Annotated in this window: 20 protein-coding genes; 11 read left to right on the forward strand and 9 right to left on the reverse strand. The window is 54.6% G+C overall.

Annotated elements, in window-relative coordinates; all coding sequences use genetic code 11:
• Positions 1-4: 4 nt before the first annotated feature.
• From ACLHIJ_RS05810 to ACLHIJ_RS05845, 8 genes are all read right to left on the reverse strand, one after another.
• The gene (locus tag ACLHIJ_RS05810) at positions 5-3,151 is read right to left on the reverse strand and encodes an AAA family ATPase (protein WP_411298652.1); all 3,147 of its coding nucleotides are present in this window, start codon (positions 3,149-3,151) and stop codon (positions 5-7) included.
• Positions 3,133-4,323: an exonuclease SbcCD subunit D gene (locus tag ACLHIJ_RS05815; RefSeq protein WP_411298653.1), complete on the reverse strand. Its 1,191-nt coding sequence runs from the start codon at positions 4,321-4,323 to the stop codon at positions 3,133-3,135. Before ACLHIJ_RS05815 ends, ACLHIJ_RS05810 begins: the two co-directional genes overlap by 19 nt.
• A 447-nt stretch (positions 4,324-4,770) precedes the next feature.
• Complete coding sequence (locus ACLHIJ_RS05820) at positions 4,771-5,589, reverse strand: inositol monophosphatase family protein (RefSeq protein WP_411298654.1); 819 nt, start codon at positions 5,587-5,589, stop codon at positions 4,771-4,773.
• Positions 5,590-6,199: 610 nt separating this feature from the next.
• Positions 6,200-7,258, reverse strand: a complete 1,059-nt coding sequence (gene rsgA, locus ACLHIJ_RS05825) for a ribosome small subunit-dependent GTPase A (RefSeq protein ID WP_411298655.1) — start codon at positions 7,256-7,258, stop codon at positions 6,200-6,202.
• Entirely contained in the window at positions 7,251-8,594 is a 1,344-nt protein-coding gene (gene aroA / locus ACLHIJ_RS05830; RefSeq protein WP_411296446.1) for a 3-phosphoshikimate 1-carboxyvinyltransferase, read from the reverse strand. Before aroA ends, rsgA begins: the two co-directional genes overlap by 8 nt.
• A gap of 33 nt (positions 8,595-8,627) precedes the next feature.
• A complete protein-coding gene (locus ACLHIJ_RS05835) occupies positions 8,628-9,131 on the reverse strand; it encodes a DoxX family protein (protein ID WP_411296445.1) in 504 nt (167 codons plus the stop codon).
• 47 nt (positions 9,132-9,178) lie between these two features.
• Positions 9,179-9,973 carry an alpha/beta fold hydrolase gene (locus tag ACLHIJ_RS05840; RefSeq protein ID WP_411298656.1) on the reverse strand — a complete coding sequence of 265 codons (795 nt, stop codon included), beginning with the start codon at positions 9,971-9,973 and terminating at the stop codon, positions 9,179-9,181.
• Positions 9,974-9,997: 24 nt separating this feature from the next.
• Positions 9,998-10,798, reverse strand: coding sequence for a FadR/GntR family transcriptional regulator (locus tag ACLHIJ_RS05845; RefSeq protein ID WP_411298657.1), 801 nt, complete (start codon positions 10,796-10,798; stop codon positions 9,998-10,000).
• Between the two features lie 58 nt (positions 10,799-10,856).
• Between ACLHIJ_RS05845 and ACLHIJ_RS05850 the strand changes: the two genes are divergently transcribed.
• The 11 genes from ACLHIJ_RS05850 (at position 10,857) to ACLHIJ_RS05900 (ending at position 23,344) form a co-directional block, all read left to right on the forward strand.
• A complete protein-coding gene (locus ACLHIJ_RS05850; protein WP_411298659.1) occupies positions 10,857-12,431 on the forward strand; it encodes an ABC transporter substrate-binding protein in 1,575 nt (524 codons plus the stop codon).
• Positions 12,432-12,612: 181 nt separating this feature from the next.
• Positions 12,613-13,566: an ABC transporter permease gene (locus ACLHIJ_RS05855; protein ID WP_411296441.1), complete on the forward strand. Its 954-nt coding sequence runs from the start codon at positions 12,613-12,615 to the stop codon at positions 13,564-13,566.
• Positions 13,567-13,574: 8 nt separating this feature from the next.
• Entirely contained in the window at positions 13,575-15,662 is a 2,088-nt protein-coding gene (locus tag ACLHIJ_RS05860; protein WP_411298681.1) for a dipeptide/oligopeptide/nickel ABC transporter permease/ATP-binding protein, read from the forward strand.
• A gap of 5 nt (positions 15,663-15,667) precedes the next feature.
• Entirely contained in the window at positions 15,668-16,513 is an 846-nt protein-coding gene (locus ACLHIJ_RS05865) for an ABC transporter ATP-binding protein (protein ID WP_411298660.1), read from the forward strand.
• 4 nt (positions 16,514-16,517) lie between these two features.
• Positions 16,518-17,432, forward strand: a complete 915-nt coding sequence (locus ACLHIJ_RS05870; protein WP_411298662.1) for a dihydrodipicolinate synthase family protein — start codon at positions 16,518-16,520, stop codon at positions 17,430-17,432.
• 72 nt (positions 17,433-17,504) lie between these two features.
• Positions 17,505-18,521, forward strand: a complete 1,017-nt coding sequence (locus ACLHIJ_RS05875; RefSeq protein ID WP_411298663.1) for an ROK family protein — start codon at positions 17,505-17,507, stop codon at positions 18,519-18,521.
• Between the two features lie 89 nt (positions 18,522-18,610).
• Positions 18,611-19,315: an N-acetylmannosamine-6-phosphate 2-epimerase gene (locus tag ACLHIJ_RS05880; RefSeq protein WP_411296437.1), complete on the forward strand. Its 705-nt coding sequence runs from the start codon at positions 18,611-18,613 to the stop codon at positions 19,313-19,315.
• 89 nt (positions 19,316-19,404) lie between these two features.
• Entirely contained in the window at positions 19,405-20,181 is a 777-nt protein-coding gene (locus ACLHIJ_RS05885) for a glucosamine-6-phosphate deaminase (RefSeq protein WP_411296436.1), read from the forward strand.
• On the forward strand, positions 20,178-21,347 hold the full coding sequence (locus ACLHIJ_RS05890) for an N-acetylglucosamine-6-phosphate deacetylase (RefSeq protein ID WP_411298664.1): 1,170 nt from the start codon (positions 20,178-20,180) through the stop codon (positions 21,345-21,347). Before ACLHIJ_RS05885 ends, ACLHIJ_RS05890 begins: the two co-directional genes overlap by 4 nt.
• Before the next feature lie 110 nt (positions 21,348-21,457).
• Positions 21,458-21,532 (forward strand): 50S ribosomal protein bL37, encoded by a 75-nt coding sequence (locus ACLHIJ_RS05895; RefSeq protein WP_411296583.1) that lies wholly within the window; start codon positions 21,458-21,460, stop codon positions 21,530-21,532.
• A 1,119-nt stretch (positions 21,533-22,651) separates the two neighbouring features.
• Positions 22,652-23,344, forward strand: coding sequence for a C40 family peptidase (locus ACLHIJ_RS05900; RefSeq protein WP_411298665.1), 693 nt, complete (start codon positions 22,652-22,654; stop codon positions 23,342-23,344).
• Between the two features lie 111 nt (positions 23,345-23,455).
• Here the strand turns inward: ACLHIJ_RS05900 and ACLHIJ_RS05905 are convergent, their stop codons facing one another.
• Entirely contained in the window at positions 23,456-24,049 is a 594-nt protein-coding gene (locus ACLHIJ_RS05905; RefSeq protein ID WP_411298666.1) for a GDSL-type esterase/lipase family protein, read from the reverse strand.
• Positions 24,050-24,466 lie beyond the last annotated feature (417 nt).

Below are 24,466 nucleotides of genomic sequence, written 5' to 3' on the forward strand. Positions count from 1 at the left end.
GCGGTTAGCTGCTCGGTATATGGGGGACGCGCAGGGTAGAGCCGCCGCTTGCCAAGGGCTCGACGCTCACTCGATCCATAATTGCCTGTTTTAACTCGTCAACGTGTGAGATGATCCCGACGGTGCGCCCATGCGCGCGCAGGGTGCTTAAGGTATCCATAACAGCCGAGAGGTATGCGTCGGACAACGTGCCAAATCCCTCGTCGATGAGTAAAGTTTCAATGCGGATCCCGCCGTTTTCCGCCTGGACAACCTCTGAAAGTGCCAGCGCTAATGCGAGTGAGGTGTAGAACGTCTCGCCACCCGACAGTGAGCGGGCCGGACGTTCGTAGCTCTCTTCACCGTTGTTGTTATGTTGGATAATCGTCAGCCCTAAACCGCTCTTGCGTTCCCCACTGACCTCATCGCTGCGGCGCAGTTCGTATTTTCCGTAGGAGAAAGCCAAAAGGTGCTCATTGGCTCGTTCGACGATTTGCTCGAAGCGGCGCAGTAGTACCCATACGTTGAGTCGTACTCGATTACCTGTTTGCAATTCGGCGGCGGCTAAGGAGGCAAGCCGGACGATTGGGCCGGCATCGCGTTCTGCCTGCTGCCAGTGAGCTATTGCGTTGGTGACGTCTTGGGCGAGTCGTTGGGAATCCGCGGCGCGTTGCTCGTAACGCACGGCGTTACGCTGGGCAGATTCATCATGCTGTTGAGCGGTATCGCGCTCTTTGGCGCACTGTTCCAGATCGAGATCTTCGCCGTCATCAAGGTTGCGCAATCTTTCGCTAGTGAGTTGTGCGGTGACGGCGGCAAGTTCTTCATAATGGCGACGGATGGCATTTTGGTACTCGCGAGCGGTTTCTGAAGCGAGCCGTGCGCGCCGCACCTGCTCAACCGTGATCTCTGCGTCAGCGAGGGCCATTTGCGCATCAGTTTGAGCCGGTATGAGCTGCTTGCAGCCAGTGCTGAGTGCGGAAACACAGCGCAGTAACTCGCGGGTGTCGTGGGTTAGCGCCTGGAGGTGATTGGCATATTCTTCCAGGGATTGAGCGGCGCCGAGAGCTGCGTCAATCTGTTGTTGGCCAGAAGCGATGGCTTCTTGTAAGGAGGCAATGCGGGCTTCCCACGTGGATCGTTCTTCGCGGGCCGCGTGTGCCTGTTCGCGAGCCTTATCCAGCGCTTCGGTATATTCGGTGAGCTGGGTATTCAGCTCGGTTATTTCTGATTTAGCCTGTTGGGCACTGGTAATTTGTTCGGCAATCGCTTGTTGCTGGGAGCGAAGTTCATCTTGATTGACCTCTCCCAGCTGTTCTTTTAGGCTTTCCCAGCGGGTGTGAGCGTTTTGATGTTGTAGCTGCGCTGTCGTCACTGCCTGCTGATAGTTTTCGAGACGTTCTTGGGCCTGACGTACTTCCTCGCGTGTGACGCTCTGATCAGTCGGTGTGGCTGGCTGAGGGTGGTCAGTTGAACCGCAAACCGGGCAGGGCGATCCCTCATGTAACTCAAGTGCCAATTCGCAGGCAATGCTGCGAGTCCAGTTACGGGTTAGTTCTGTGACCTGCTCGTGATACTCATTGTGTTGTTCCAAGGCTGCGGCGAGAGCGTCGCGCATTTCAGCGGTAGTTTGTTGCGCATTCTCGCATTGGGTAAAAAGTTCTAGCCGCTCCTTTCCGGCTTTCTCCTGTAAGAGGAGCTGGTCGAGCTGCGCGGCAGTTGCTCGGGCGTGGTCGAGCCGGTTCTGTACATCTGCTATTTTCGTTGGCAGTTGGGAGAGGCGTTCTTCTTCGTACTCAATCTGTTTTTGGCACTCGGATAATTTCTCGTTTAGTTGTGCAACATCTGTGTGCAGTTTGGCGATTTCTGATTCGCGATGGCATAGTTCCTGCACCTGTGCCAGGCGGGCATTAACCGTCTGGGAATATTCCTCGGTTAAGTCGTGTAGCTCTTTGGTTTGCGTTCTAAGGGGCTTTGGTGGGGCGGAAGTAACGGTAATATCCGCCATATCTTGCCCAGCTATCTCACTTGCCAGCTGTGTTAGTGCTGAGGGCAGGGGCAGATCTGCGAGAACTGTGGCGCTATGGCGCAGATCGTCGTAGGCACTATGAAATTGATCGAATGTTGCGGTGAGGTTGCTATGGGCGCTATTAAAGACGCGCAACCGTTCATCAGCGAGGGCGGCGTGCTCGTGGCGTGACAGCGCAGTTTCATATTCTGCAATCTGATCCTTGTGAGCGGTTAAGTTAGCGTGGGATGCCTGCAACTGTTCTCGCTCGCGTAGTGCGGCATCGCGTTCAACTGCGGATTGGTAGCGGGTAGTTGCGGCAGTTAACAGTGCACGCTGCCGGTTTGCTTCCTGGCGAGCAGTGCTCGCGCGTTCTTGGATGTGACGATGAGCCTCCTCGATAGCCTCGCTCGCTCGGTGGTCCTGGGAATCAATGAGCTCGATGCTGGCGATCTCAGGAAAATCCTCGCTCATTCCGTCAATTCCACACCAGGCATGGATAGCGCTATGCACTGCGTGAGCGGCGCGCTCAATCTCGCCTCGGGCGTGTTTTGACTGTTCTTCGAGACGTTTAGTGAAAGCAGAATATGCCGAGGTGTCGAAGAGGGTTTCCAAGAGTTTGGAGCGGTCCGTTGATGATAGCCGTAAAAATTCGGCGAATTGCCCTTGCGGGAGAATGACGGTTTGAACGAACTGATGGCGATTTAATCCGATTTCCTCGCTGATTGCGATATTGACGCTCTTGACGCTGGTGGCAATGGGATTATCGGCGTCCCATTTTTCTGCAGGGGTATTGGCATTGCCAAGACGCCATAGGGTAGCTTTCTCATTGCGTTGGATTGTGCCTTCGCCGCGTTTCTTTTGTGCGATCCATTTGGGGCTGCGACGCACTCGATAGGTTCCAGAAGCGATGGTGAAGATGAGATCGACATACGATTCGGTTCCTAGATCGGCGTAGATTGATCGGATGCGTGAGGGATCTGATTCATTGCCAGCTACTGTGCCGTATAGGGCAAAGACTAGCGCGTCAATAATTGAGGATTTGCCTGATCCGGTAGGTCCGTCGAAGAGGAAAATTCGCGAGGCGGTTAGGACGTCGAAGTCAATCGTATGAGTGCCAGGGAATGGCCCGATGGCACTGAGCGTCAGCGAACGAAATCGCATTGTTCCTCCTTGATGACTTCGCGCCAGGTGCGATCAATGATTTCCTGTTCTGCCGTATCTAGTTCTCGCCCGCCAGTTGACGTAAAGAATTGGGTGAGGACGGTCAACGGATCACTACGAATTTGTGTCATTTCGGCGACCGCTAATTCGCTGCGCTCGCATAAGTGCTGATAGGTGAGCAGCTGTGGAAAACGTGCAAGGAGTTTTTCGTGTAGATGTTGTGGGCGTTCTGGATCGGTGATGTAGATTCGGAGAAAATGATCCTGGTAATCGCAGTAACGTGGCGATAATAGTTCGTCGAGGGTGCCGGTTAAGGTCGCTAAGGGGCGGTAGACCGGAGCCGGGATATATTCAATCGGATCGGCCGCAGTAGTGTCATAAATAATGGACGTCTTTTGCTGCTGTTCCTCTGAGAAAGAGAAGGCGATGGGCGATCCGCTATAGCGCATGAGCGGCCCATGTTGTGGATCGCCGACGCGTTGGGGGCGGTGTAGATGCCCTAATGCAACGTAGTCGATAAGCCCCTCACAGTGAAAGACGGATGCGGCCACTGCTTCTGCGCCGCCGATACTGATGGATCGCTCTGATTCGCTGGGCTCTGCGCCAGAGATAAAAGCATGAGCGAGAATGATACGGGCTTCGGCGTCGGCGGCGCGGCGATGGTGCAGGTCTGCGGTGATACGGTGTGATACCTCAGTGAGGACGGCAGTGTGGCTGCGTTCCAGGGGTGGGCGATCTTCGTCGGTACTGACGAGTTTGACGTTTTCTATATCTGGATTGAGATACGGGATGGGGTAGATCAGGGCGTATTCGTCGTGCCGTCCAGGTATCACGATGGGGATGTGCGCGTTGCGCGAATCAGTGCGAATATAGATCCCTTCGCGCATGAGCCCGGCCCCGAATCCGAGGCGTTTGGCGGAATCGTGGTTGCCGGAGGTGATGATGACCCGCGTATGTTCGGCAATTTGCTCAAGCGTCTCGGCAAGCAGATCGACCATGACGACGGGAGGGACGCCTTGGTCAAAGACGTCACCACTGATGAAGAGCGCATCGATATCTTCACTTGCCGATACGTCAATGACGTGTTGACACCACTGTTCGAAAGCAGGTGTGAGGCTGGCGCCATGGAGGCAGCGGCCTAAATGCCAATCGGCCGTATGAAGAAAACGCATATCTCTAGTGTAATGATCTCTGGGCGGGGAACGCGGTGGAATTCTATGGGATAAGTGTGGGTAACTCTATTGGCTAGGTGTGTGGAATACGGAAGATCAAGAAACAGGGAAGGGATATTAGGTGGATGCGGGTGCCTGAGGAAGGCAATCGAGGACAGTCGGTGGGGGGGGGGAGGGAAGAGGAGAAGCGAGCGGAAAACTGGGAGCGGCAGAAACTAGGCAGAAAGTAGGCGGAAATGGGTGGACGGGAGTGGTGGAAGCGGAACGGAAAACGGAACGGAAAACGGAACGGAACGGGGTGAAGGAAACGGGGCGAAGGGGAAACGGGGGAGGCTAGTGAAACCGGCAGAAAAAGAGGGAGTACACGCGGGTATAGCGCGCAACGAGCCAGAGCTTAACTGGCAAAGGATATAACTGTACCTGTGGCAGTATTGGGCTGATTGCCTTTCACTCGGGGGACTGCGTGGGCGTATTGAGGATGGCGCGCGCAGCTTCATGGAGTATCCCGTTGGTAGCAAGCGCTCCTGGCCCACCGGCCCCGTCAATACCGGATAATGAGGTGAAACGCCCGCCCGCTTCTGTGACGATGGGAACGAGGGCAGCCATGTCGTGGAGTTCGAGCTTTGGCTCTGTAGCAATATCGCATACCCCTTCGGCCACGAGCATATATGACCAAAAATCGCCAAATCCGCGAGTTCGCCAGCACTGACGGCACAACTCGATAAAAGCTGGTAGCTGGTTGCGAGGTTCCCAGCCATCCAAAGATGAATATGACAGGGAGGCATCAGCGATGTGTTGCACGCCAGAAACGGATATGGCACGGGCTTGCCCGATACGTTCCCCGCAGTAGGCGCCCATATTTTCCGCGGCAAACCAGCGGCGTGATAAGGCAGGTGCGGAAACAACTCCGAGCACGATTCGTTCATTTTCCGATAGTGCAATGAGGGTCGCCCACACGGGCACGCCGCGAACGAAGTTCTTCGTCCCGTCAATGGGATCAATAATCCAGGTACGTGCGCGGTGCCCAGTGCGCCCGTGCTCTTCGCCTACAATGGCGTCGTATGGTCGCTCTTGATGTAGTATGCGGCGGGCGATGTTCTCTGCCTCTCGGTCAGCGTCGGTCACTGGGCTGAGATCCGGTTTTGTTTCGACGTGAAGATCACTTGCCATAAAGCGGCGCATGGTAAAAGCGTCTACCTCGTCGGCAATCTGTAAAGCCAAAACAAGGTCGTCATAGTATGCGCTGTGTGCAGTGATAGCTTCCATGAACCCACCATACGCTACCGGCTAGTACGTGGGGTACTTAAGTCGCAGAGGGAAGCTGAAGAAGCGCACGAATAGACGTGTGGATAAAGATATGCCAGTTCTATACAGAACGGATACGCATGATGATTGGGGATATAGGGGCAGAATGTGTTGCTCTGGCCACGGTTTTTCCTTGTATCGGTGCGGGAAAGCCGGGGGGGGGAGAAAAGAAAGAGAAAAAGAGAGAGGGAGAGAAAAAGAAAGAGAGATAAAGAAAGAGAGATAAAGAAAGAGAGATAAAGAAGAGGAAAGGAGCGCGTGGAGTAGCTTTGCGGGCAGGCGGAATATGCCGTTCTGAGTCCGTATTTTCGTTGTGCGGGTAGGGAAACACGGCGTGAAACGTAGTTTGGAAGTTTATGTTAGGTGAGAACCATGAAATGCCGGTACTCCGGCGCATATGCGGATATGTGAAGAAAAACGAAAATACGCAAAGACGAGGGTGGCGAGCTGGTGACGGTCTGCTCGGTATCCACTGACCTACCGCCGTACATATATCTGCCGAAAACAGTATTCAACAGCGCCTATCCTATAGCGGCAAACGAAAATGCTATATCGCGTTTCTGCTCAGCTTTTACCAGATCCAGGACGGATCGTTCTTTATCCGTGAGGCAACAAGACGGCGATATGACGCCACCCGAGCGCGTGTGCGAGCATCTGCTGCTGTATCGAACGCACAGCCAACGCTACCATCCTCATGTAAACAGCCGCGTGGGCATTGAACCGCTAGCTCGTGAAGATCCTCGAACGCCCGCAAAAGATCCAGAGGTTCGACGTGGGCTAAGCCAAAACTGCGTACCCCCGGGGTGTCAATAACCAGACCGTCAGCACCAAACGGGAAAGCCACAACCGATGTAGAGGTGTGCCGCCCTCGGCCGGTCACAGTATTTACCTCGCCAGTTGTCCGCTCGGCTTGAGGAATAAGGGCATTAATGAGAGTAGATTTCCCTACACCAGAATGGCCAACTAGCACAGAACTATGCCCACGAAGAGCCGCTTTGATCTCGTGCAGATCAGCGAGCGCAGCGCTTGAGGATTCGGCAGATTCTGCATGGGCGGGCTGAGTCTCGTCAAGTCGGGAGACGTACATATCAATATCGAGTGGCTGATAGATCTGTATCAATTCATCGGCATCCGCTAAGTCTGCCTTAGTGAAAATGAGGATAGGGCGCATGTGCGCGTCGTAGGCGGCGACCAGGCAGCGGTCGATCATCCCGGGGCGTGGCTGCGGGCGGGCAAGTGCTGTGACGATGATGAGCTGGTCGGCGTTTGCGACGATAACCCGTTCCGAACCGGCACTTTCTCCTTCTTCGGCGGTGCGTCGCAGGGCAGTGCGCCGCTCGTCAATATCGACTATGCGAGCCAGAGTATCTTTTTTGCCAGATAGATCGCCAACAACGGCGACGATATCACCGACGACGATAGCGCCGCGCGGAAGTTCTTTAGCTTTGACTGCGCTGACGTGCGTTCCGTCATCGCTCATGATGATGTGATAGCGCCCGCGGTCCACTCGATACACTTGCCCGCGACGGGCAGTGGAATAGTCTGGGCGGATTTTTGTGCGTGGGCGCGAGCCTTTGCCAGGGCGAACCCGAACACGAGGATCATCGGTTCCGGTATCGCGTCTACCCATGATCTACTCCGAACCCTTCACGCCACATCTGGGCGAAGGTGGGGAAGGTTTTTGCAGTCGTTTCGATATTGCGCACGCGCGAACCTGGCAAACGCAGGGCGCAAATAGCGCCAAACATTGCCATACGGTGATCGTCATAGGTATCGAAGATTGCTGCTCGGCTTGGGTATCCGCCATGAATAACGAGGTCGTTGCCACATTCCGTGGCGCTGATACCGATTTTATCTAGCTCGGTAACGAGGGCGGCGAGACGGTTTGTTTCATGACCGCGCAGTTGCCCGATATTGCGCAGTCGGGAGGTCCCCTCGGCAAAAGCTGCCACGGCAGCAAGCGTCGGGACGAGTTCGCCAAAGTCGCTCATATCCACATCAATGGGAGCAAGTTGCTGTGGACCGTGTATCTCAAGAATCCCGTTGTGGATCTGTGTGTGTGCCCCCATACGTTCAAAGAGGTCAATGAATTTTGCCCCGGGCTGCCTGGTGTGTTCGGGCCAGTGGTGAATTCGCGTCGTTCCACCAGTAACCATAGCTGCGGCAAGGAAAGGGCCAGCATTCGTGGTATCAGCCTCAACAGTGACGTCCGGTAAGGCGGGAACGTTCGGGCTGACCACCCAGCGCTCCACGCGCCCGGATTCGTCGGCATATTCCTGCACCTCAATACCGGCTTGTCGCAGGACGTCAATCGTCATGGCAATATGCGGTTGAGAGGGCAGGCGCGCGCCGCGATGTCGGATCTCCAATCCGCTATCCATCAGGGCGCCGGTCATCAGTAGAGCGGAAATGAATTGCGAGGAGGAGGACGCATCAATTTCAACGTACCCGCCAGCAATAGAGCCGCTGCCGTGTATGGTCAACGGAAGTACGGCTTGACCAGCGATATCTGTGCTGGCTTCGATATGGACTCCGAGATCAGTTAAGGCGCGAACGATAGCGTCCATTGGGCGGCGGCGGGCGGCCGGATCGCCATCAAGTTGGACTGCGCCAGCGGCAAGAGCAGCTACTGGCGCAATAAAACGCATAACCGTCCCCGCTAATCCACAATCAATTGTGCCTCCGTGCAGGGGAGCGGGGATGATCGTCCACGCCTCATCGCTCCGCTCAATCTCTACCCCTAGTTCTTCGAGGGCGTGCGCCATCAGTTCAGTATCGCGCGCGACGAGGGGGTGTGCGATTGTGACGATCCGAGAGCCTAATGCGGCCATAATGAGATAGCGGTTTGTTAAAGATTTTGAGGCCGGCACGTCAAAGTCGGCGTTAACGGGCCCGGACGTCGGAGCAGGCCAGGTTTCGGAAAAGTCAGGCGCAAGCCCGTAAGCGCTAGAAATACTAGCGCTCATCGTGGAAGCGTCATCTGCCAATTCCATCTGCAATCACCGGGTAGGTAGCCGATCTTGTGCGGTCTGCCGCGCATTTTCAGCCCATTTGCCGACGCGATACGTCATAGAGGGTTTACCGCCCCGATCTTGCGCAGCGATTAATGCGCCGCCGACGAGCCCCAGACTGCTGAGCAATCCGGTCAGGGATTCGCTACGTTGCGTGCCTCGCTGGGACCAGAAAGGATAGCGAGCTATTGCAATGGGAAGCTGTAATGAACCGAGAAGGAATGCGGCAGAGCGTGGTGTGCGCCCGCGGGCGAGGGATAAACCAGCAATCGTGAAAACCGCGCCAGATGCTCGGGTGGCAAGATCCAAGGTTCCGGCAGATGGGGCGGGCACTCCAAAGCGTTCCAGCATCTCGAAACCCCGCTCAGCAGCTTCGCGATGGCGCGCAGGGTGGATAAGAGCATCGACACCAGAAGCGACGAAAGGCGCGGCGAGCAGGGGGCGAGCAAGTCGAGTAAACATGAGAACTCCGTTCGTTGGTTGCTTATGCATTGTAATCCACCTTTGCCTTATCGGCGGAGTGGATCTCGGCCTGCGCGCTATGGGTGAACGCGGGCCAGGAATTCGTCAAGAATTCGATGGAACTCTTCGGGGTTATGTCGCCGCACGCAATGTGGCGCTTCAGGAATCACAACCGTTTCGATCTGCGGATTATTCAGCGCGTGAATCTGCTCAACTCCGGCTCTTCCGATGACGACCCCAGGTGCGTCACCAGTGATAATGAGAGTGGGAATACGTAGGTTAGTGGCCCAGAGTTGCCAATCAGGATAACCAACATTTCCTGCGGCGAGATAGGTTAGATCAACGGCGAGTTTCCCATCTAGCCAGCCACATCGATCGCGTTGGGGCCAGGAGGGAAATTCCTGGTAGTTGGTAGCGAGAGTCTGCGCTGGATTTTGTCGAACTTGCTGATGGTATGCCACAGAGTCCGGCAGATTCTCTTGATATTGCTGGGCGCGTTCAGCGCTGAGCCACGCCGGATCTTCGCCGACGACTCCGACAAACCATTGAGGGTGATCGGCGGCGAGCCGTGTGATGAGCCCGCCACCCATAGAGTGGCCAATACCTACGGCTGGTCCGTATTCTGCGACCAAAAGTTCAACTGATTCGCTTAAGGCGCGCAGCGCGGCCGGTAGGGGTTCGCGACATTCCTCCGGCGTTGCCTCCCGTGATAAACCGTGGCCAAGGGTGTCGAGCGCAACGACGTGATAGCGGTCGTGCAGGCGATAGATGAGGTCGCCTAGCGCGCTTGCGGTATCGGTAACGCCGTGGCAGGCAATGACCAGTGGCCCCCGACCAGAGTGGATACTTGCTAACGGAAGATGAAGGGGCATTTTTCACCTCGTGGTAGAAAAAGATCAGTGCTCCAATTGGAGGAGATCAACTAGCGGCTGGTAATGATCGTATATGGCTTGGCGGTATCCGTCAGTATCGCCAGCTTCAGCGGCACGCAACATATTGCCGTGGGCTCGAGCAGTATCCAGGAGGCTGTCAGAGTTTTGCTGGCTGTTGAGTTCCGGAATGAAAGCCTGGTGAACGAGCCATACTGCGCCGGTGAGCTGGGTGAGGAGTTCGTTGTTGACGTAGGCATTCATCCCATTATGGAAAGCAATATCTTCGTCGAGATAGGTGTGCCCAGCTTCGGCTTTGGCAATCATGGTGGCGACGAGTTCGTCGAGGTGGGGATTGCTGGTGCCGGCCATAGCAGTGACGAGAGAATCGGCAGCGCCGAGATCAATATATCTGCGCATGGATACGACGTTACGCAGGGAATCTCGGCCGGTTGCACTGGTGAGCCCGTAGCGCAAGACCAGGGTTTCAACCATTGGAACGAGTGACATTTCCCCGACGAATGACCCACGCCCCTGGTAGACGCGAATAATATCGAGGGCTTCGAGTTTGCGCAGAGCTTCCCGGACGGATGATCGTGACACGCCGAGATCGTCGCAGAGCCGTGCTTCGGTTGGGAGGGGATCGCCGGGTTTTAATCCACGGTTCAAGATATATGCCTTGATGGCATTCATTGTGGCTGATGAGCGATTTACGGCAGAGATCGGCTCGACGGGGACCTCAGCTCCGCCGTTGGGGAGGGCTCCCGTCGTTGGGATTTGGTTGCGCAAAAACGCTTGCGCGAAGTTGTCTGACATCTTACGATTCATTCTAACGAGTATGAAGCAATAATGCATCATACTTCACTCAAAGGAGAGGAAATAATATATGCGTTCGTCAAAGCGTTGGGCAACAGTGAGCGCCGTTGCAACGGCTGCAATGCTTGCTCTCGCCGCCTGTGGAGGCGGTGGTTCTGAGCCTAACGGATCATCGGGCGGATCGGCGTCGGGCAATGGTGCTCCCAGCGGAGTGCTGAACCTAGGTGTTGCCTACGAGACAACCAACTATGATCCATCAACAACCTCCTCAGCTCTGGCACTCGGAGCTAACTGGCAGGTCATGGAGGGCTTGTACGAATTCGACATGTCCAACTATGAGGTGTATCCGGCATTAGCAGCCGGTGAGCCAAAGAAAATATCCGATACGGAGTATGAGATTACGCTACGTGAAGGGGCGAAATTCTCTGACGGTACGCCAGTTACCTCTGCGGATGTAGCAGAGTCCTACAAGCGCACCACCGCAGATACGTCGATCTATAAGCAGTTCTTCACTTTCGTTGATTCCGTGGCTGCCAAAGACGATAAGACTGTCACGGTCAAACTGAAGTACCCGTTTGCTAACTTGTCAGCTCGGCTGGTTGACGTAAAAATCATCCCAGCAGCAAAATCTCAAGACGAGATGAAAGCCAAGCCGATCGGAACTGGCCCGTACAAGTTTGACACCATCACCAGCACTGCAATTGAAGCGTCCCCGAACGAGTTTTATAACGGTTCCAAACCGGCAACCGTCTCAAAGATTCACTGGGACGTCCTCAAAGACGATTCAGCGCGTCTATCGGCAGCTCTAGGCGGAACGATTGACGTTATGGAAGCAGTCCCGTCAGCGACGAAGAAACAATTGGAAGCAGGCGGCTGGAAACTCGATGAAGTTGGCGGCTACAACAACGCCTTCCTGATGTTCAACACCTCCAAGGCGCCATTTAATGATCCGGCAGTGCGCCAAGCATTCCACCATGCCATTGACCGGCAGAAGCTCGTCGATCAGGCAATGGAAGGAGATGCAAAGGTAGCCACCTCATTCCTCCCAGAATCCAACCCAATGTATAAGAAAGCGGCCACCCAGTTCGATTTCAATACCGATCTGGCAAAGCAAGCGTTCAGCAAGGCAGGATTGAAAGAGGTTACCCTGATTACTACCGATCACCCCTGGATTGCGAACCTCGCTCCGCTGATCCGTCAAGATCTCGAAGCTGCCGGTTTGAAAGTGAATGTGCAGTCCATGGCCTCCGGCGATCTGTACTCCAACTTCGCTGATATTGCTAACCCGACCTATGATGTGGCACTCGCCCCAGGCGATCCCTCCGTCTTTGGTAACGATCCGGGCATCATTATCGACTGGTGGTACGGCGATAATGTGTGGACTAAGCAGCGTGATTCCTGGCAGAAGAGTGCTCCTGAGGCATTCGCCCAGTTGCGCGAGCTATCGACGCAAGCCTCTAAGGCTCAAGGTGAGGAAGCGAAGCAGTTATGGGGTCAGGCCCAAGATCTCATCGCTCAGGAAGCCCCGATCTATCCACTCTTCCATCGCACAATCATCACGGGATACAACCCCAACAAAGTGGAAAACGTTAAGGGAGTAGGAACAACTGGTCTCTTAGTCCTTGGCGCAAAAGCTAAGCAGTAGTAAGCACGGAGGGGAGGGGCATAGCAGTTCCTCCCCTCCACTATTGCCTCGGTATAAAGCGGAGAGTATCGGCGTTTCGTACTATCGCCTACCAGCGACGTGATCGGAATATATCTGATTCCCTGCTGAGACTCCGCAAAACATCAACACGTCCTAGATCGCAGAAGAGGAATGAAGAACTGTGAGTAATCTAGTGCGGCTGCTCGGACGGCGATTAATTGCCTTGCCGATCATGATTGTTGGGGTGACGATCCTGGTGTTCTTCGTCATGGCATTGTCTCCCATTGATCCGGCATATACCGCCCTCGGGGAATTTGCCACCCCGCAAGCCCTGCAAGAATTTCGGATACAACACGGGTTAACTGATCCACTTGTTATCCAGTATTGGCACTATTTATGTGGAATGACGCATGGCGATCTTGGAATCTACGGCGTCGGTGAAACAAATAAGGTCGCTGATATGGTCAGCCAAGCCCTTCCGGTGACCCTATCGTTGACATTCTTTGGTCTATTTATTGCAGTTCTTATCGCGTTCCCGCTCGGCATTATCGCCGCTATTTATCGTGATCGCTGGGTAGATCAGCTCATCCGCGTGCTGTCGGTTATTTGTATCGGCACGCCATCGTTTTGGCTCGCCAGCTTGCTAGTGCTGGCCTTTATCGGATCGGGAATACCAGTTTCTGGTGAATTACCGCCCCTCACTGAGGATTTTGTCGGGTGGTTTAACCGCATGTTACTACCTGCTATTTCCCTGGCAATTCCAGTTATCGGCCAGATGACTCGGGTGGTGCGAACTTCAATGGTTGAAGAGCTCGATCGGGATTACGTTCGGACGGCCCTTGGCGCAGGCGTGCCACGTAGCGTCGTGATCGGGCGCAATGTGCTGCGCAATGCCCTTATTACTCCGGTAACGGTACTCGGTCTTCGCGTTGGTTATCTTATGGGCGGTGCCGTCGTTATCGAGATTATCTTCGCCATTCAAGGCATGGGGCAGGTGCTCATCAAAGGTATCCAAAACAATTGGGTGAACCTGGTACAAGGCGGAGCTTTGGTGGTTGCGGTGTCCTTTATCGTCGTCAACATCATCGTTGACATGCTGTATTTGCTTATCAATCCACGGATTAGGTCGGTGTGATGGCGATGATGTCAAAAAGAGAAAAACTGACGAAAGCTACCGCGCCGAACGTGCGCTTTGCTCGTCTGCGAAATATGACGATAGGAGCGCGTATTGCGTTAGCTGTCCTGGTGGCAGTGGTTGCTATCTCCGTTATCGCTCCTATGGTTGTCTCGATCTCTCCAGATGCGATTGACACCAAATGGGCGCCGCCAAGTGCGAAACATATCTTTGGGACGGACCACGTCGGTCGCGATATTTTTGCTCGTATCTTGTACGGCGGGCGATTCTCGCTGATGATTGGGCTATGTGCCACGGTAATTGCATTGTTTTTTGGGGCGATCATCGGTTCGGTTGCGGCTGTAGCGCGCAAGAGTATCGGTGAAGTCATTATGCGTGTGCTGGACGTTATTATGGCTGTTCCGGGAATCGCGATGGCTGCCGTCATGGTGCTGGTCTTTTCGCGTCGGCTCGCTGCTGATAACGTCATCGGGATTTTAGCGGTCATTATTGCTGCTATTGCCTTCGTCTATATCCCGCAATTAGCGCGAATCGTGCGGGCAAATGTTATGAGTGCGTACGGGGAAGATTATGTGCGGGCAGTTATCGTTTCTGGCGCTCGCGCCCCGTGGATTCTCATTCGGCATGTGGTGCGCAATACGGCAGCGCCGGTTTTAGTTTTCGCCACCGTCTTGGTCGCTGACGCGATTATTTTGGAAGCCTCTTTGACCTTTATCGGTTCCGGCTTGCAATCTTCAATGGTGCCGACCTGGGGCAATGTGCTCTCTGACGCTTCAAGCAATATGTCAGTATTGCTCGGGCAATGGTGGACGGCCTTCTTCCCTGGAATCTTTATTATGCTGACGGTGCTATGCCTGAATATCCTCTCAGAAGGAGTCACGGACGCGATGGTGGTTGCCTCCCGTGGGGAACAGCCTGTAGCTGCTGTGGCGGCAAACCGTGAGCAAGATAAACTCCTGCTTGATCCGCGGTTGGCCTATGCGCAACAAGCACAAGCGCTGCAAGAGCGGATCAGTGAGTTGGCTCGCGTGGAATCCCAGCGTCATGATCGCTTCCTTGCTCAGGCGACCGGCACGCCGCTATTAGAGGTACGCAACCTCTCGATTCGTTTCCCGCGTCACGGCGATGTCAATGTGGTAGATAACGTCTCGTTCACTGTGCATAGTGGGCAGACGATGGGGCTTGTTGGTGAGTCGGGATGCGGTAAATCCATCACTGCCTTGACAATCATGGGGTTAATCGACCCGCAGGCGCAGATCAGTGGGCAGATTTTCTATAATGGTCGCGATCTGCTGACGATGACAGCCAAAGAACGGCAGGGGCTGTTAGGCCATGAGTTGGCAATGGTGTATCAAGACGCCTTATCGTCGCTCAATCCGGCGATGCTTATTCGATCCCAGATGAAGCAATTGACTAAGCGCGGGGGTACTCGCACGGCGGAAGAGCTACTCGAATTAGTCGGGCTTGATCCGGTGCGAACGCTCGGTTCGTATCCGCATGAGCTTTCCGGCGGGCAACGCCAGCGTGTGCTCATTGCCATGGCTTTAACTCGTGATCCAAAGCTAATTATTGCCGACGAGCCAACGACCGCTTTGGACGTCACAGTACAAAAACAGGTCATTGATCTATTGAATTCGCTGCGGGAAAAGCTGGGCTTTGCGATGGTATTTGTGTCTCATGACTTGGCATTGGTCGCTGAGGTGGCGCATCGCATCACCGTGATGTATGCCGGACAAGTTGTCGAGCAAGCTCCGACGAGCGAACTGCTATCGAATCCTATCCATGAATATACGCGCGGATTACTGGGTTCGGTGCTCTCTATTGAGGCCGGTGCAGGGCGCCTCCATCAGGTGCCGGGAACAGTGCCCTCTCCGAAGGATTTCCCCGCTGGTGACAGATTTGCCCCGCGTTCTTCGCATCCGGACGTCGGTTTAGATACTCCACCAATTCGAATGGGCATTGCCGATAAGGAGCACTATTACGCCGCCGTTCCGGATTCTGCGTGGAAGCAGGCCGGCTACGAACCGCCAATCCAGCCAGGTAAAGCGCTACCGATTGCCGCGCAGGCTTCCCATGATCCGCAGGAGGAGTTATGAGCACAATGACGACAAAGTCAGCCACCTCGGCTACCCAATCCTCGCCTAATGCGATCATTGAGTTGCGCGATGTTTATGTAACGTTCAAATCGCGAACCGGATCGCTGTTCAAACCGCATCTCGTTCATGCCGTCAATGGGGTATCCATGACGGTGAAGCCGGGGGAAGTTCTCGGTATCGTTGGAGAATCCGGATGCGGGAAATCCACTACAGCGAATGTGATGTGTGGCTTGCAGGCTCCTACCGCTGGGCATGTGTATTTCAAAGGGGAAGAAGTAACCAAACGTTCCGCGGCAGATCGTCGAGCTATTGGGCGGGTTGTTTCTGTGGTGTTCCAAGATCCGGCAACAGCGTTAAATGCGCGCATGGCGGTACGCGATCAGTTGATGGACCCCCTGCGAGTACACAAAATCGGAACAGAAACAGAGCGAGAACGGCGGGTGGCTGAACTTATCCAGATGGTAGGTCTGCCCTCGTCAGCACTGGGGGCTTTGCCCTCTCAGCTTTCTGGCGGGCAGCGGCAGCGGGTGGCCATCGCGCGGGCCCTCTCGCTGAGCCCAGATGCCATCATTGCTGATGAGCCAACGTCTGCTTTGGATGTATCGGTGCGAGCCCAGATTTTGAATCTGCTCATGGACCTCAAAAATGATTTGGGGCTGGCGATGGTTTTCATTTCGCACGATATTCAGACGGTCCGGTATATCTCCGACACGATTGCGGTAATGAATGGTGGGCGAGTGGTTGAAGAAGGCCCAGCTCGGCAAATTCTAGAAAATCCGCAAGATCCCTATACTCGCACGCTGTTAGGCGCTGCGCCTTCGCTACTTCATCCCAACTTAGGACAAGGTTAAGATAATGAATTTTCGTGGTGTTATTCCTCCGGTTGTTACCCCGTTGACGGCAGATGGACAACTGGATATTCCCTCTTTGGAACGCTCACTGAACCGGATGATTGAGGCCGGAGTTGATGGGCTGTTTATCCTCGGTTCGTCAGGAGAAGTTGTTTTCTGCACTGACGAGCGCCGACGCCAGATCATCGAAGCGACAATGCGGATCGTGAATAAGCGCGTTCCGGTATTGGTGGGCGCGATTGATATGACGACGCCGAGGGTCATTTCGCATGCGAAAGTGGCATGCGAGCTAGGAGCGGATGCGATTGTGGCAACGGCTCCGTTCTATGCGATTCTCGGGGAAAAGGAAGTAAAACGTCATTTCCGGCTCATTCGGCAGGCAATTGACGTGCCGTTGTTTGCCTACGATATTCCGGTGTGCGTACACAAAAAACTCAGCCCTGCATTGATTATCGAGCTGGCGCGTGATGGGGTGCTGGCTGGAGTGAAAGATTCTTCGGGCGATGATGTTTCTTTCCGTAACCTCGCGTTATTGCGTGATGAGCAGCAGCTTGATTTGTGTTTGCTCTCTGGGCATGAGGTAGTTGTCGATGGGGCGTATTTATCCCATGCAGACGGGTGTGTGCCGGGATTGGCTAATGTTGAACCGCGTGTTTATGTCGAGCAATGGCGAGCGGCAGAGAATCGAGATTGGGAGCGGGTTCGTCAGTTGCAAGATGAGGCCACCCGACTCATGCGTATTACCTCGGCAAGTGGCGAGATGGGCTATGCGGCTGGCGTAGGGTCGTTCAAGACGGCTCTGATGCTCCTCGGTATTTTTGACACCAATACCATGCCGGAGCCGGTGCAAGCGCTATCAGGCGATGACGTTGAGGCGGTCGCTGAGGTTTTGCGTTCGGTAGGCCTGCTCGCCGAATAATCCCAGATCGCATAGGGCCAAACGGCGTATTTGCTTTTGCGGTGCGCTGTCACATTGAGAGAAGGTGCGGTGATGAGCGAAAGAGTTGAAGAATCGGCGGATGCCCTCGGAATGCGGTCAGGTATGGCGGGCTCTGAGCAGGCTATATCTGGCATGGGCAAGATCCTCACAATGGATATTGGGGGGACGAAGATCGGTTCTGCTATCACCCAGCTTCCAGATCTGCATATTGGCACCTACAGCGAAATGCCGACGAACGCCGAGGAGGGAGGGGAGGCGGTTGCGCAGCGTGTGCTCCAAATGGTGCGTCAGCAACTGCAATCCCATCCCGATGTTGTGGGCGTGGCAATCGCTAGTGCCGGGGTTATTGATCCCAACACTGGGGCCGTGCTGTCAGCAACGAACACTATGCCGGGCTGGTCGGGCACGCCATTAGGGGATCTGGTTGCACAGGCTGCCGCAGTGCCGGTGGCAGTGATTAATGACGTTCATGCGCATGGTCTAGGGGAGGCCGTGTGCGGTGCTGGGCGGGGGTATCGCTCGGTATTGGCGATCGCTGTGGGCACCGGCATTGGTGGAGCGCTGGTTGTTGGTGGGGATGTCGTATTAGGTGAGCATTTTCTTGCTGGGCACGTCGGGCATATCCATCACCACGAGGCCCGTCACATGCGGTGCTCATGTGGGCGTTACGGGCATATTGAAGGTATTTGTTCTGGTCACGGAATAACGAATTGGTTTAACGCCGAGTTTTGCGCGGATGGCGAAGTGGTCGCGAACGGGAAAGAGCTGTATGATCGGGCGAATGCTGGTGATCCGGCAGCAAAACGTTGTTTCACCCGCTCTGCTTTTGCCCTTGGGGAAGCTGTTGGTTCCTTGGTTAATAGTGTTGATCCGGCGATTGTGGTGTTGTCAGGGTCCATGACGAAATCTGGGGATACCTGGTGGCGAGCGCTTCGAGATGGATATGGCGGGTGCGTGATGGATCCGGTAGCGAAGGTCGCGCTGGTTCATGGGGTATGTGGCTCGCGCGCGCCATTGTTGGGTGCGGCGATTGCTTTTAGCCGCCGGTATATGCGTCGGAAAATTTGATGAATCTGAACATATAGATAGCAGGGTGGCGCATAGTGCAAGTGAGCCGATGGTGGCATTACACGTTTTGATCTACACGAGGAGAGAAGATGTCTGAGGCAGCGACAGCACGTCGTCTTATTGAATCCTTGCGCGGGGCGTTAATCGTTTCGTGCCAGGCCTATGTTGGTGAGCCGTTGCGGCATCCGGAAACGATGGCGCAGATGGCCTTGGCCGCTGAACGAGGTGGTGCGCGAGCAATCCGTTGCCAGGGGTTGGCTGATATTTCAGCTATTAAGGGGCAGGTGAAAGTGCCGGTAATCGGGTTGTGGAAAGAGGGTGATGAGGGTGTGTATATCACTCCGACGTTGCGTCATGCGCGGGCATGCGTGATGGCTGGGGCAGATATTGTTGCTATTGACGCAACTCGTCGGCCTCGTCCGGATGGGTTGAGTTATGCCCAGACGGTAGCTGCCTTGCATAGCGAGGGCGCTATTGTGATGGCAGATTGCGGATCCTTGGCTGACGCGCGGATGGCGGCTGAAGCGGGAACGGATATTTTGTCCACAACGTTGGCTGGATATACCGGCGAGCGTGAGAAAACCTCTGGTCCGGATATGGATTTATTGCGTCAGATGGTGGCTGAATTTTCTGATATTCCGGTGATTTGCGAGGGGCGCGTTCATACCCCGCAACAGGCGCAGGAAGTGATGGCTGCCGGGGCATATGCGGTGGTTGTTGGAACGGCTATTACCCATCCGACCTCTATCACCTCCTGGTTTGCGGATGCGTTATGCGCAGGCGAGGGGAAGTAGGGCGGATGTATGCTGGGAAGTGTCCCCCATCATGGTGCGAGGGTGATGTGTTCATGGTGTTCATCGTGGAACGGAAAGGGTGCTAAGGGATGAAAGTCGGAATTTACGCGGACGAGCAGGCGGTTGGAGCGGCGGCTGCACAGTATTTCATGAATGTCATGAAAGCAGCAGATCGTCAGGTTGTCGGTGTGGCAACGGGGTCAACGCCTTTGCCGTTATATGAGCGTTTGCGGCAAGCACATGCGGCTGGATCGTTCTCATTGACGGGCGCTCACGCTTTTGCTTTGGATGAATATATTGGGATTCCGCAGGATCATCCGGAAGCCTATCGCAATGTTTTGCGCGCCGAACTGGTTGGTGACGATAAGACGGGACTGAGCGAAGAAGGCTTACATACCCCTGACGGCCGTGCAGAAGATCCGCAGGTAGCTGCTGCTGATTATGACCGTGCTATCCGGGAATCCGGTGGTATCGTACTGCAGATTCTTGGTATCGGGGCGAACGGTCATATCGGTTTTAATGAGCCAGGTGGATCGCTGGTATCACGCACCCATGTTGATGCGCTGACGGAGCGCACTCGCAAGGATAATGCGCGTTTCTTCGATAATGATATTTCCCAGGTGCCGACGATGTGCGTCACTCAGGGCTTGGGGACGATCATGGAGGCCAAGCATCTTTTGTTGATTGCGACGGGAGCGGCGAAAGCAGACGCGGTTGCTGCGATGGTTGAAGGTGGCGTGAGTGCCGTCTGCCCGGCATCGATTTTGCAGATGCATCCGTCTGTTGTGGTCTTTGTCGATGAAGCGGCGGCAAGCAAGTTACAGTATGCAGATCTGTACCGTAACCGCTGGGAGGTACTGTCATGAGTGAATTGCGTGGTCGGCTCCTCGATGCGGCAGGGGAACTCGTCGGTTCTGGTCTGCGCCTAGAAGATGGCCGCATTGCCGAGATCTTTCCTCCTGACGAGAACGTGTCAGGATGGGTAACTCCAGGTTTTGTGGATGTGCACTGTCATGGGGGTGGCGGCTCGTCTTTCCCGGATAATCCGTCGCCAGAAGGGGTGGATACCGCAGTTGGTGCCCATCGCGCCTTGGGAACGACGGTGATGCTGGCATCGACGGTGTCACTCGTTGATCCAATTCCTGCTATTAAGGATTTGGTTCGTGCGTGCCGAGCTGGGAAATTAGCTGGTATTCATCTGGAAGGCCCGTATATTTCTCCGCATAAGTGCGGAGCGCAGAATCCGGCTGCAGTGCGGATGCCTGATATGGCGGAGCTGCGTTCCTGGCTGGAAGCTGGCGAGGGATACATCAAGACGATGACTATTGCCCCTGAGGTTGAAGGGGCAATGGAGGCTGCTCGAATGTTGCTGGATTATGGTGCTGTACCTTCGTGGGGGCATACCAGCGCGAGTGGAGAGCAGACTCGGGCGGTTTTGGAAGCGACGGCTGCGTATGCGCAAGAGATTGGGTTTACGCGCCCACCGCAGATGGCGACGCACTTGTTTAATGCTATGCCGCCGATTGGGCATCGTGCGCCAGGGCCGGTTAGAGAGCTGATTGCTGCGGCAAAGAAGGGGATCTGCGTGGTCGAATTGGTTGCGGACGCAGTTCATCTTCATCCTGATTTGGTTCATGACGTTCTTGAATATGTTGGTACGGATAATCCGCTGGGCGTGGTGTTTGTAACCGACGCGATGGAAGGCGCGGGTATGCCTGATGGGCGCTACACCTTAGGCGGATTGGACGTCGATATTGTTGACGGTGTGGCTCGGTTATCGCGTGGCGGAGCTATTGCTGGTGGTACTGCTCGAATCGCGCAAGAGATTGAGCGAATGGTCAGTGGCGGATACGTGCCGATGGATGTGGCAGTGCGGGCCTGTGTGCAAACACCGGCGATGACCTTAGGTTTTGACGCAGATACCCCTGGTTTGACCTTAGAGTGGGAGATCGGGGCGCCCTGTAATGCTGTGGTGTTTGATGAGGATTTGACCGTGACGCAAGTGTGGCGTGAAGGTGAAACGTATATGTAGGTAGTGGCGCTGTATGGTGTGGTGGGTCTGCGCACAAAGCTCATCCCTAATTGAAAGCATGGTGGGTAGACCGTTACACTAGGAGCGTTTCGAGATTGAGGAGTTGACACATGTCTAAGCGTGGAAGAAAGCGTCGTGAACGCCGTAAGAAGGGCGCAAATCACGGCAAGCGTCCCAACGCATAAGTAACAGAAATGCGTGTGATGAATGGCTGAAGCAAATGCTTCAGCCATTTTTCTTTGTGTTTTTATGAGCTGACGGTGTGACTGGGCAGAGGGCCTCGGTAGAAATGTTTTCTGCCTGTTGCCGGACGCTCGAGGTAGGGGGTTTTGCTGAGGTTGTTTTTGTTCAATAGGGCAGATATGTGGATGTGGTAATGCGGTGGCGGTTTTAGCCTGTAATTGTGCTCAGGAGTTGCGGCGGTGAAGCTGCTTAAGAATAGAGCATGAAAAAATAGAGCTGGAGAGAATGGCGCCATCACACAACCACGTATAACAGGCACTAAAGAGACGCGTTACTGCCCTACAAAATGGGAATGCGTGGGAAGCTATAGGGTGAAGTGTGTTGTTATTTTCGAGTTTTCGGGTTGCAGGGCGGAATATATTGCTCCGATATGCGTTTTGCTCTTGTGGAGTGAGAAAGTCGGGTTTTAGTCGGTAGTGGTCAACTATGAAGTCGGGCAAAATTCGTTGCTATTTTCGGCTTTCCGGCGTAATAACGGGAAAGCCGTTGTGTTTGGTGTGGTGTTGGGGTTCGTTGTATGTGTGAGTGGGGCTGTGGAATACCTACTGTGCGGGTGAGTGATGAACGGCATGGTAGTCATCAGCAAGTGCTCAGCGGTGGAGGTGCTGGGAAGTAAAACGCCGTAGGTTTAGGCGAGAGCTTGCGAGTCTTTCAGCGCCTTAGAATGACTACTTTTTCGGAAAACTCAAACCAGTGCGCTGCTTAGAGTTGATCTTTTCGTCATCACATAGCCCAGCATGTGTAAATGTTGGTCTTTACCATCCTTGCTGAATTTTCTAGGGGAGGGGCGTGAGCGTCTGTACCTCGTCGGCGCGGTGAAATTAATGTGGCGTTGGTTTTAGCTGTTGAGTTTTGTTGCTGGTAGGAGCTTGTAGCTTTAGAGGGAGCTATGTTGGGAGAAGTTGTGTGCGGCGAGGCAGAAGCTAGGAATGTGGTCAAAAGGTGCGGTATGCGGGATGCGGATATGAATTATCCAACAAGCCGCCGGTCTTTGTAATACAATCGTTATCTTTCCGTTATGATTTTGTGATGTCAGAGCTTCCGCTTGAATGAGGAGGAATATGGGTCGCCACGTACGTTGCGCATCGTCAACGAATGATACGAAGGTTCGTACCGCGCTGACTATTTCGGCATTTGCAAGTTCGGCACTATTTGGCATGGTTGGTCCAACTGCTTTTGCGGCGCCCGAGAAAGCCGATTCAGCAGATAAGCAACTTCCTGTTTACCACGTCGATCCGTCTACTGCTGACGTTGTTGCGGCCGAGGGATCCTCCTGGCAGATGGCGACGATTTCCCTTGACGTTACTCACGAGGCTTCGGCTCCGGCACAAGCCCACGCGAACACCACTGCAGCGACGGCTGTTAATGCTCCGGCCCAGCAGGGTGGCGTTGCCAGCGCGCCAGCAACACCAGTTGCACCGGCAGATGGCAGCATTGTTGGTATTGCCCGTGCGTATGCCGGATACCCGTATGTCTATGGCGGAGCTTCCCCGGCAGGTTTCGACTGCTCTGGATTCACTTCGTTTGTTTATGCGCAAGCTGGTCATCCAATTCCGCGTACCTCGCAGGCGCAGGCGTATGCTGGCGTTCAGGTATCTGCCGCTGAGGCTCAGCCAGGGGATCTGGTGGTTTGGCCTGGGCACGTGGGAATCTACACTGGAGGCGGTCAGCACATCGCTGCTCGTATGCCTGGGGTAGGGGTGGCAGAAGGTCCGGTTTACGGCAACCCGATTTACGTTCGTATTGGTGGATAGCTGAAACCGCTATTGAACGGTCGGCAGTAGCTAGGTTTATATAAGTCTTCTTAAAGTTGTGGGGCGGTTTCGCAAACGCGAAACCACCCCCACAACATGTGTCTTAGCGAGTTATTGCGTCACTGGTGGATTAATCCCTAGCCAGCGATACCAGCCCTTGTGGAACACCAGCCAGGTAATGAGGCCGTACCCAGCTTGCCGTGGGCAATAACCATCTGGAGAGGTCGCCATATCCGTCAGCCATTGTTCGTGATGAACAAGCGGGTTATATGTATCGACGTAGATGACCTTGCGGCGTTCGCACACGTCTGCGTATGCACGGGTGAGATCCTCTTGAGCGCGAGCCGGAATATTGAGGCGTGGTGGTGGGCCAACGACGAAACATGACAACCCTTCGCGTTGGGCGTTATCGAGCATATTTGCCAGGTATAGACGAGAGCGTGCTAGGGACGTCGCGCCTAAATCTCGGGACCCTAAACCAATGACCAGCCGGTTATCACATTCTCTATCGAGACGAGGTAGGACTTCGCGCTCCCAGCGCAGTGATAGGGAATCCGTCGTTTCGCCAGGAAAAGCCAAAGGAATAGCCAGGAGCGGCGGATCAGATAGGGAACGAGCCATCGTCCGGCCCACCCATCCCATTGCGCGAGCATCGCCATAGCCGGCAACCAGCTCGTCTCCGACAAAGAAAATTTGGGTATTCACATGTTCACTGTGCCAAAAAATGGGCAGAGTTACCAGTGCGCGCGCCGCATAACGCCGTAAATGAACGATTGGTGCCCGCCCCTCTTTTTTTTCCCCCCCCCCGATGATGGTCAGGCGATTGCGCATGCGCTGGCTCTAACTTATTAGTGTCGATCTAGTTAAAGAGTTGCTGCCATCTTTCTATGGGCAATGCGGCAAGCTGAGTATTTCTCGAAGATGTTGAGCTTTTTCTAAGTGGGGCTGGTCTTATGGAGTAATTCTGATGTTGAGCAGTGAATCCCCGAATACATACCCAAAATATTGTATGACGAGCGCAATCAATGCTTTCGCTACGGTATCCGTATGCGTCAAACATGCACACTTGATGTGCCATGAGCCGTTAGTCGTTCGGATTAATATGTGCGCGCATGTGTAGTC

This window comes from Trueperella sp. LYQ141 (assembly GCF_046599555.1).
GTDB lineage: Bacteria > Actinomycetota > Actinomycetes > Actinomycetales > Actinomycetaceae > Trueperella.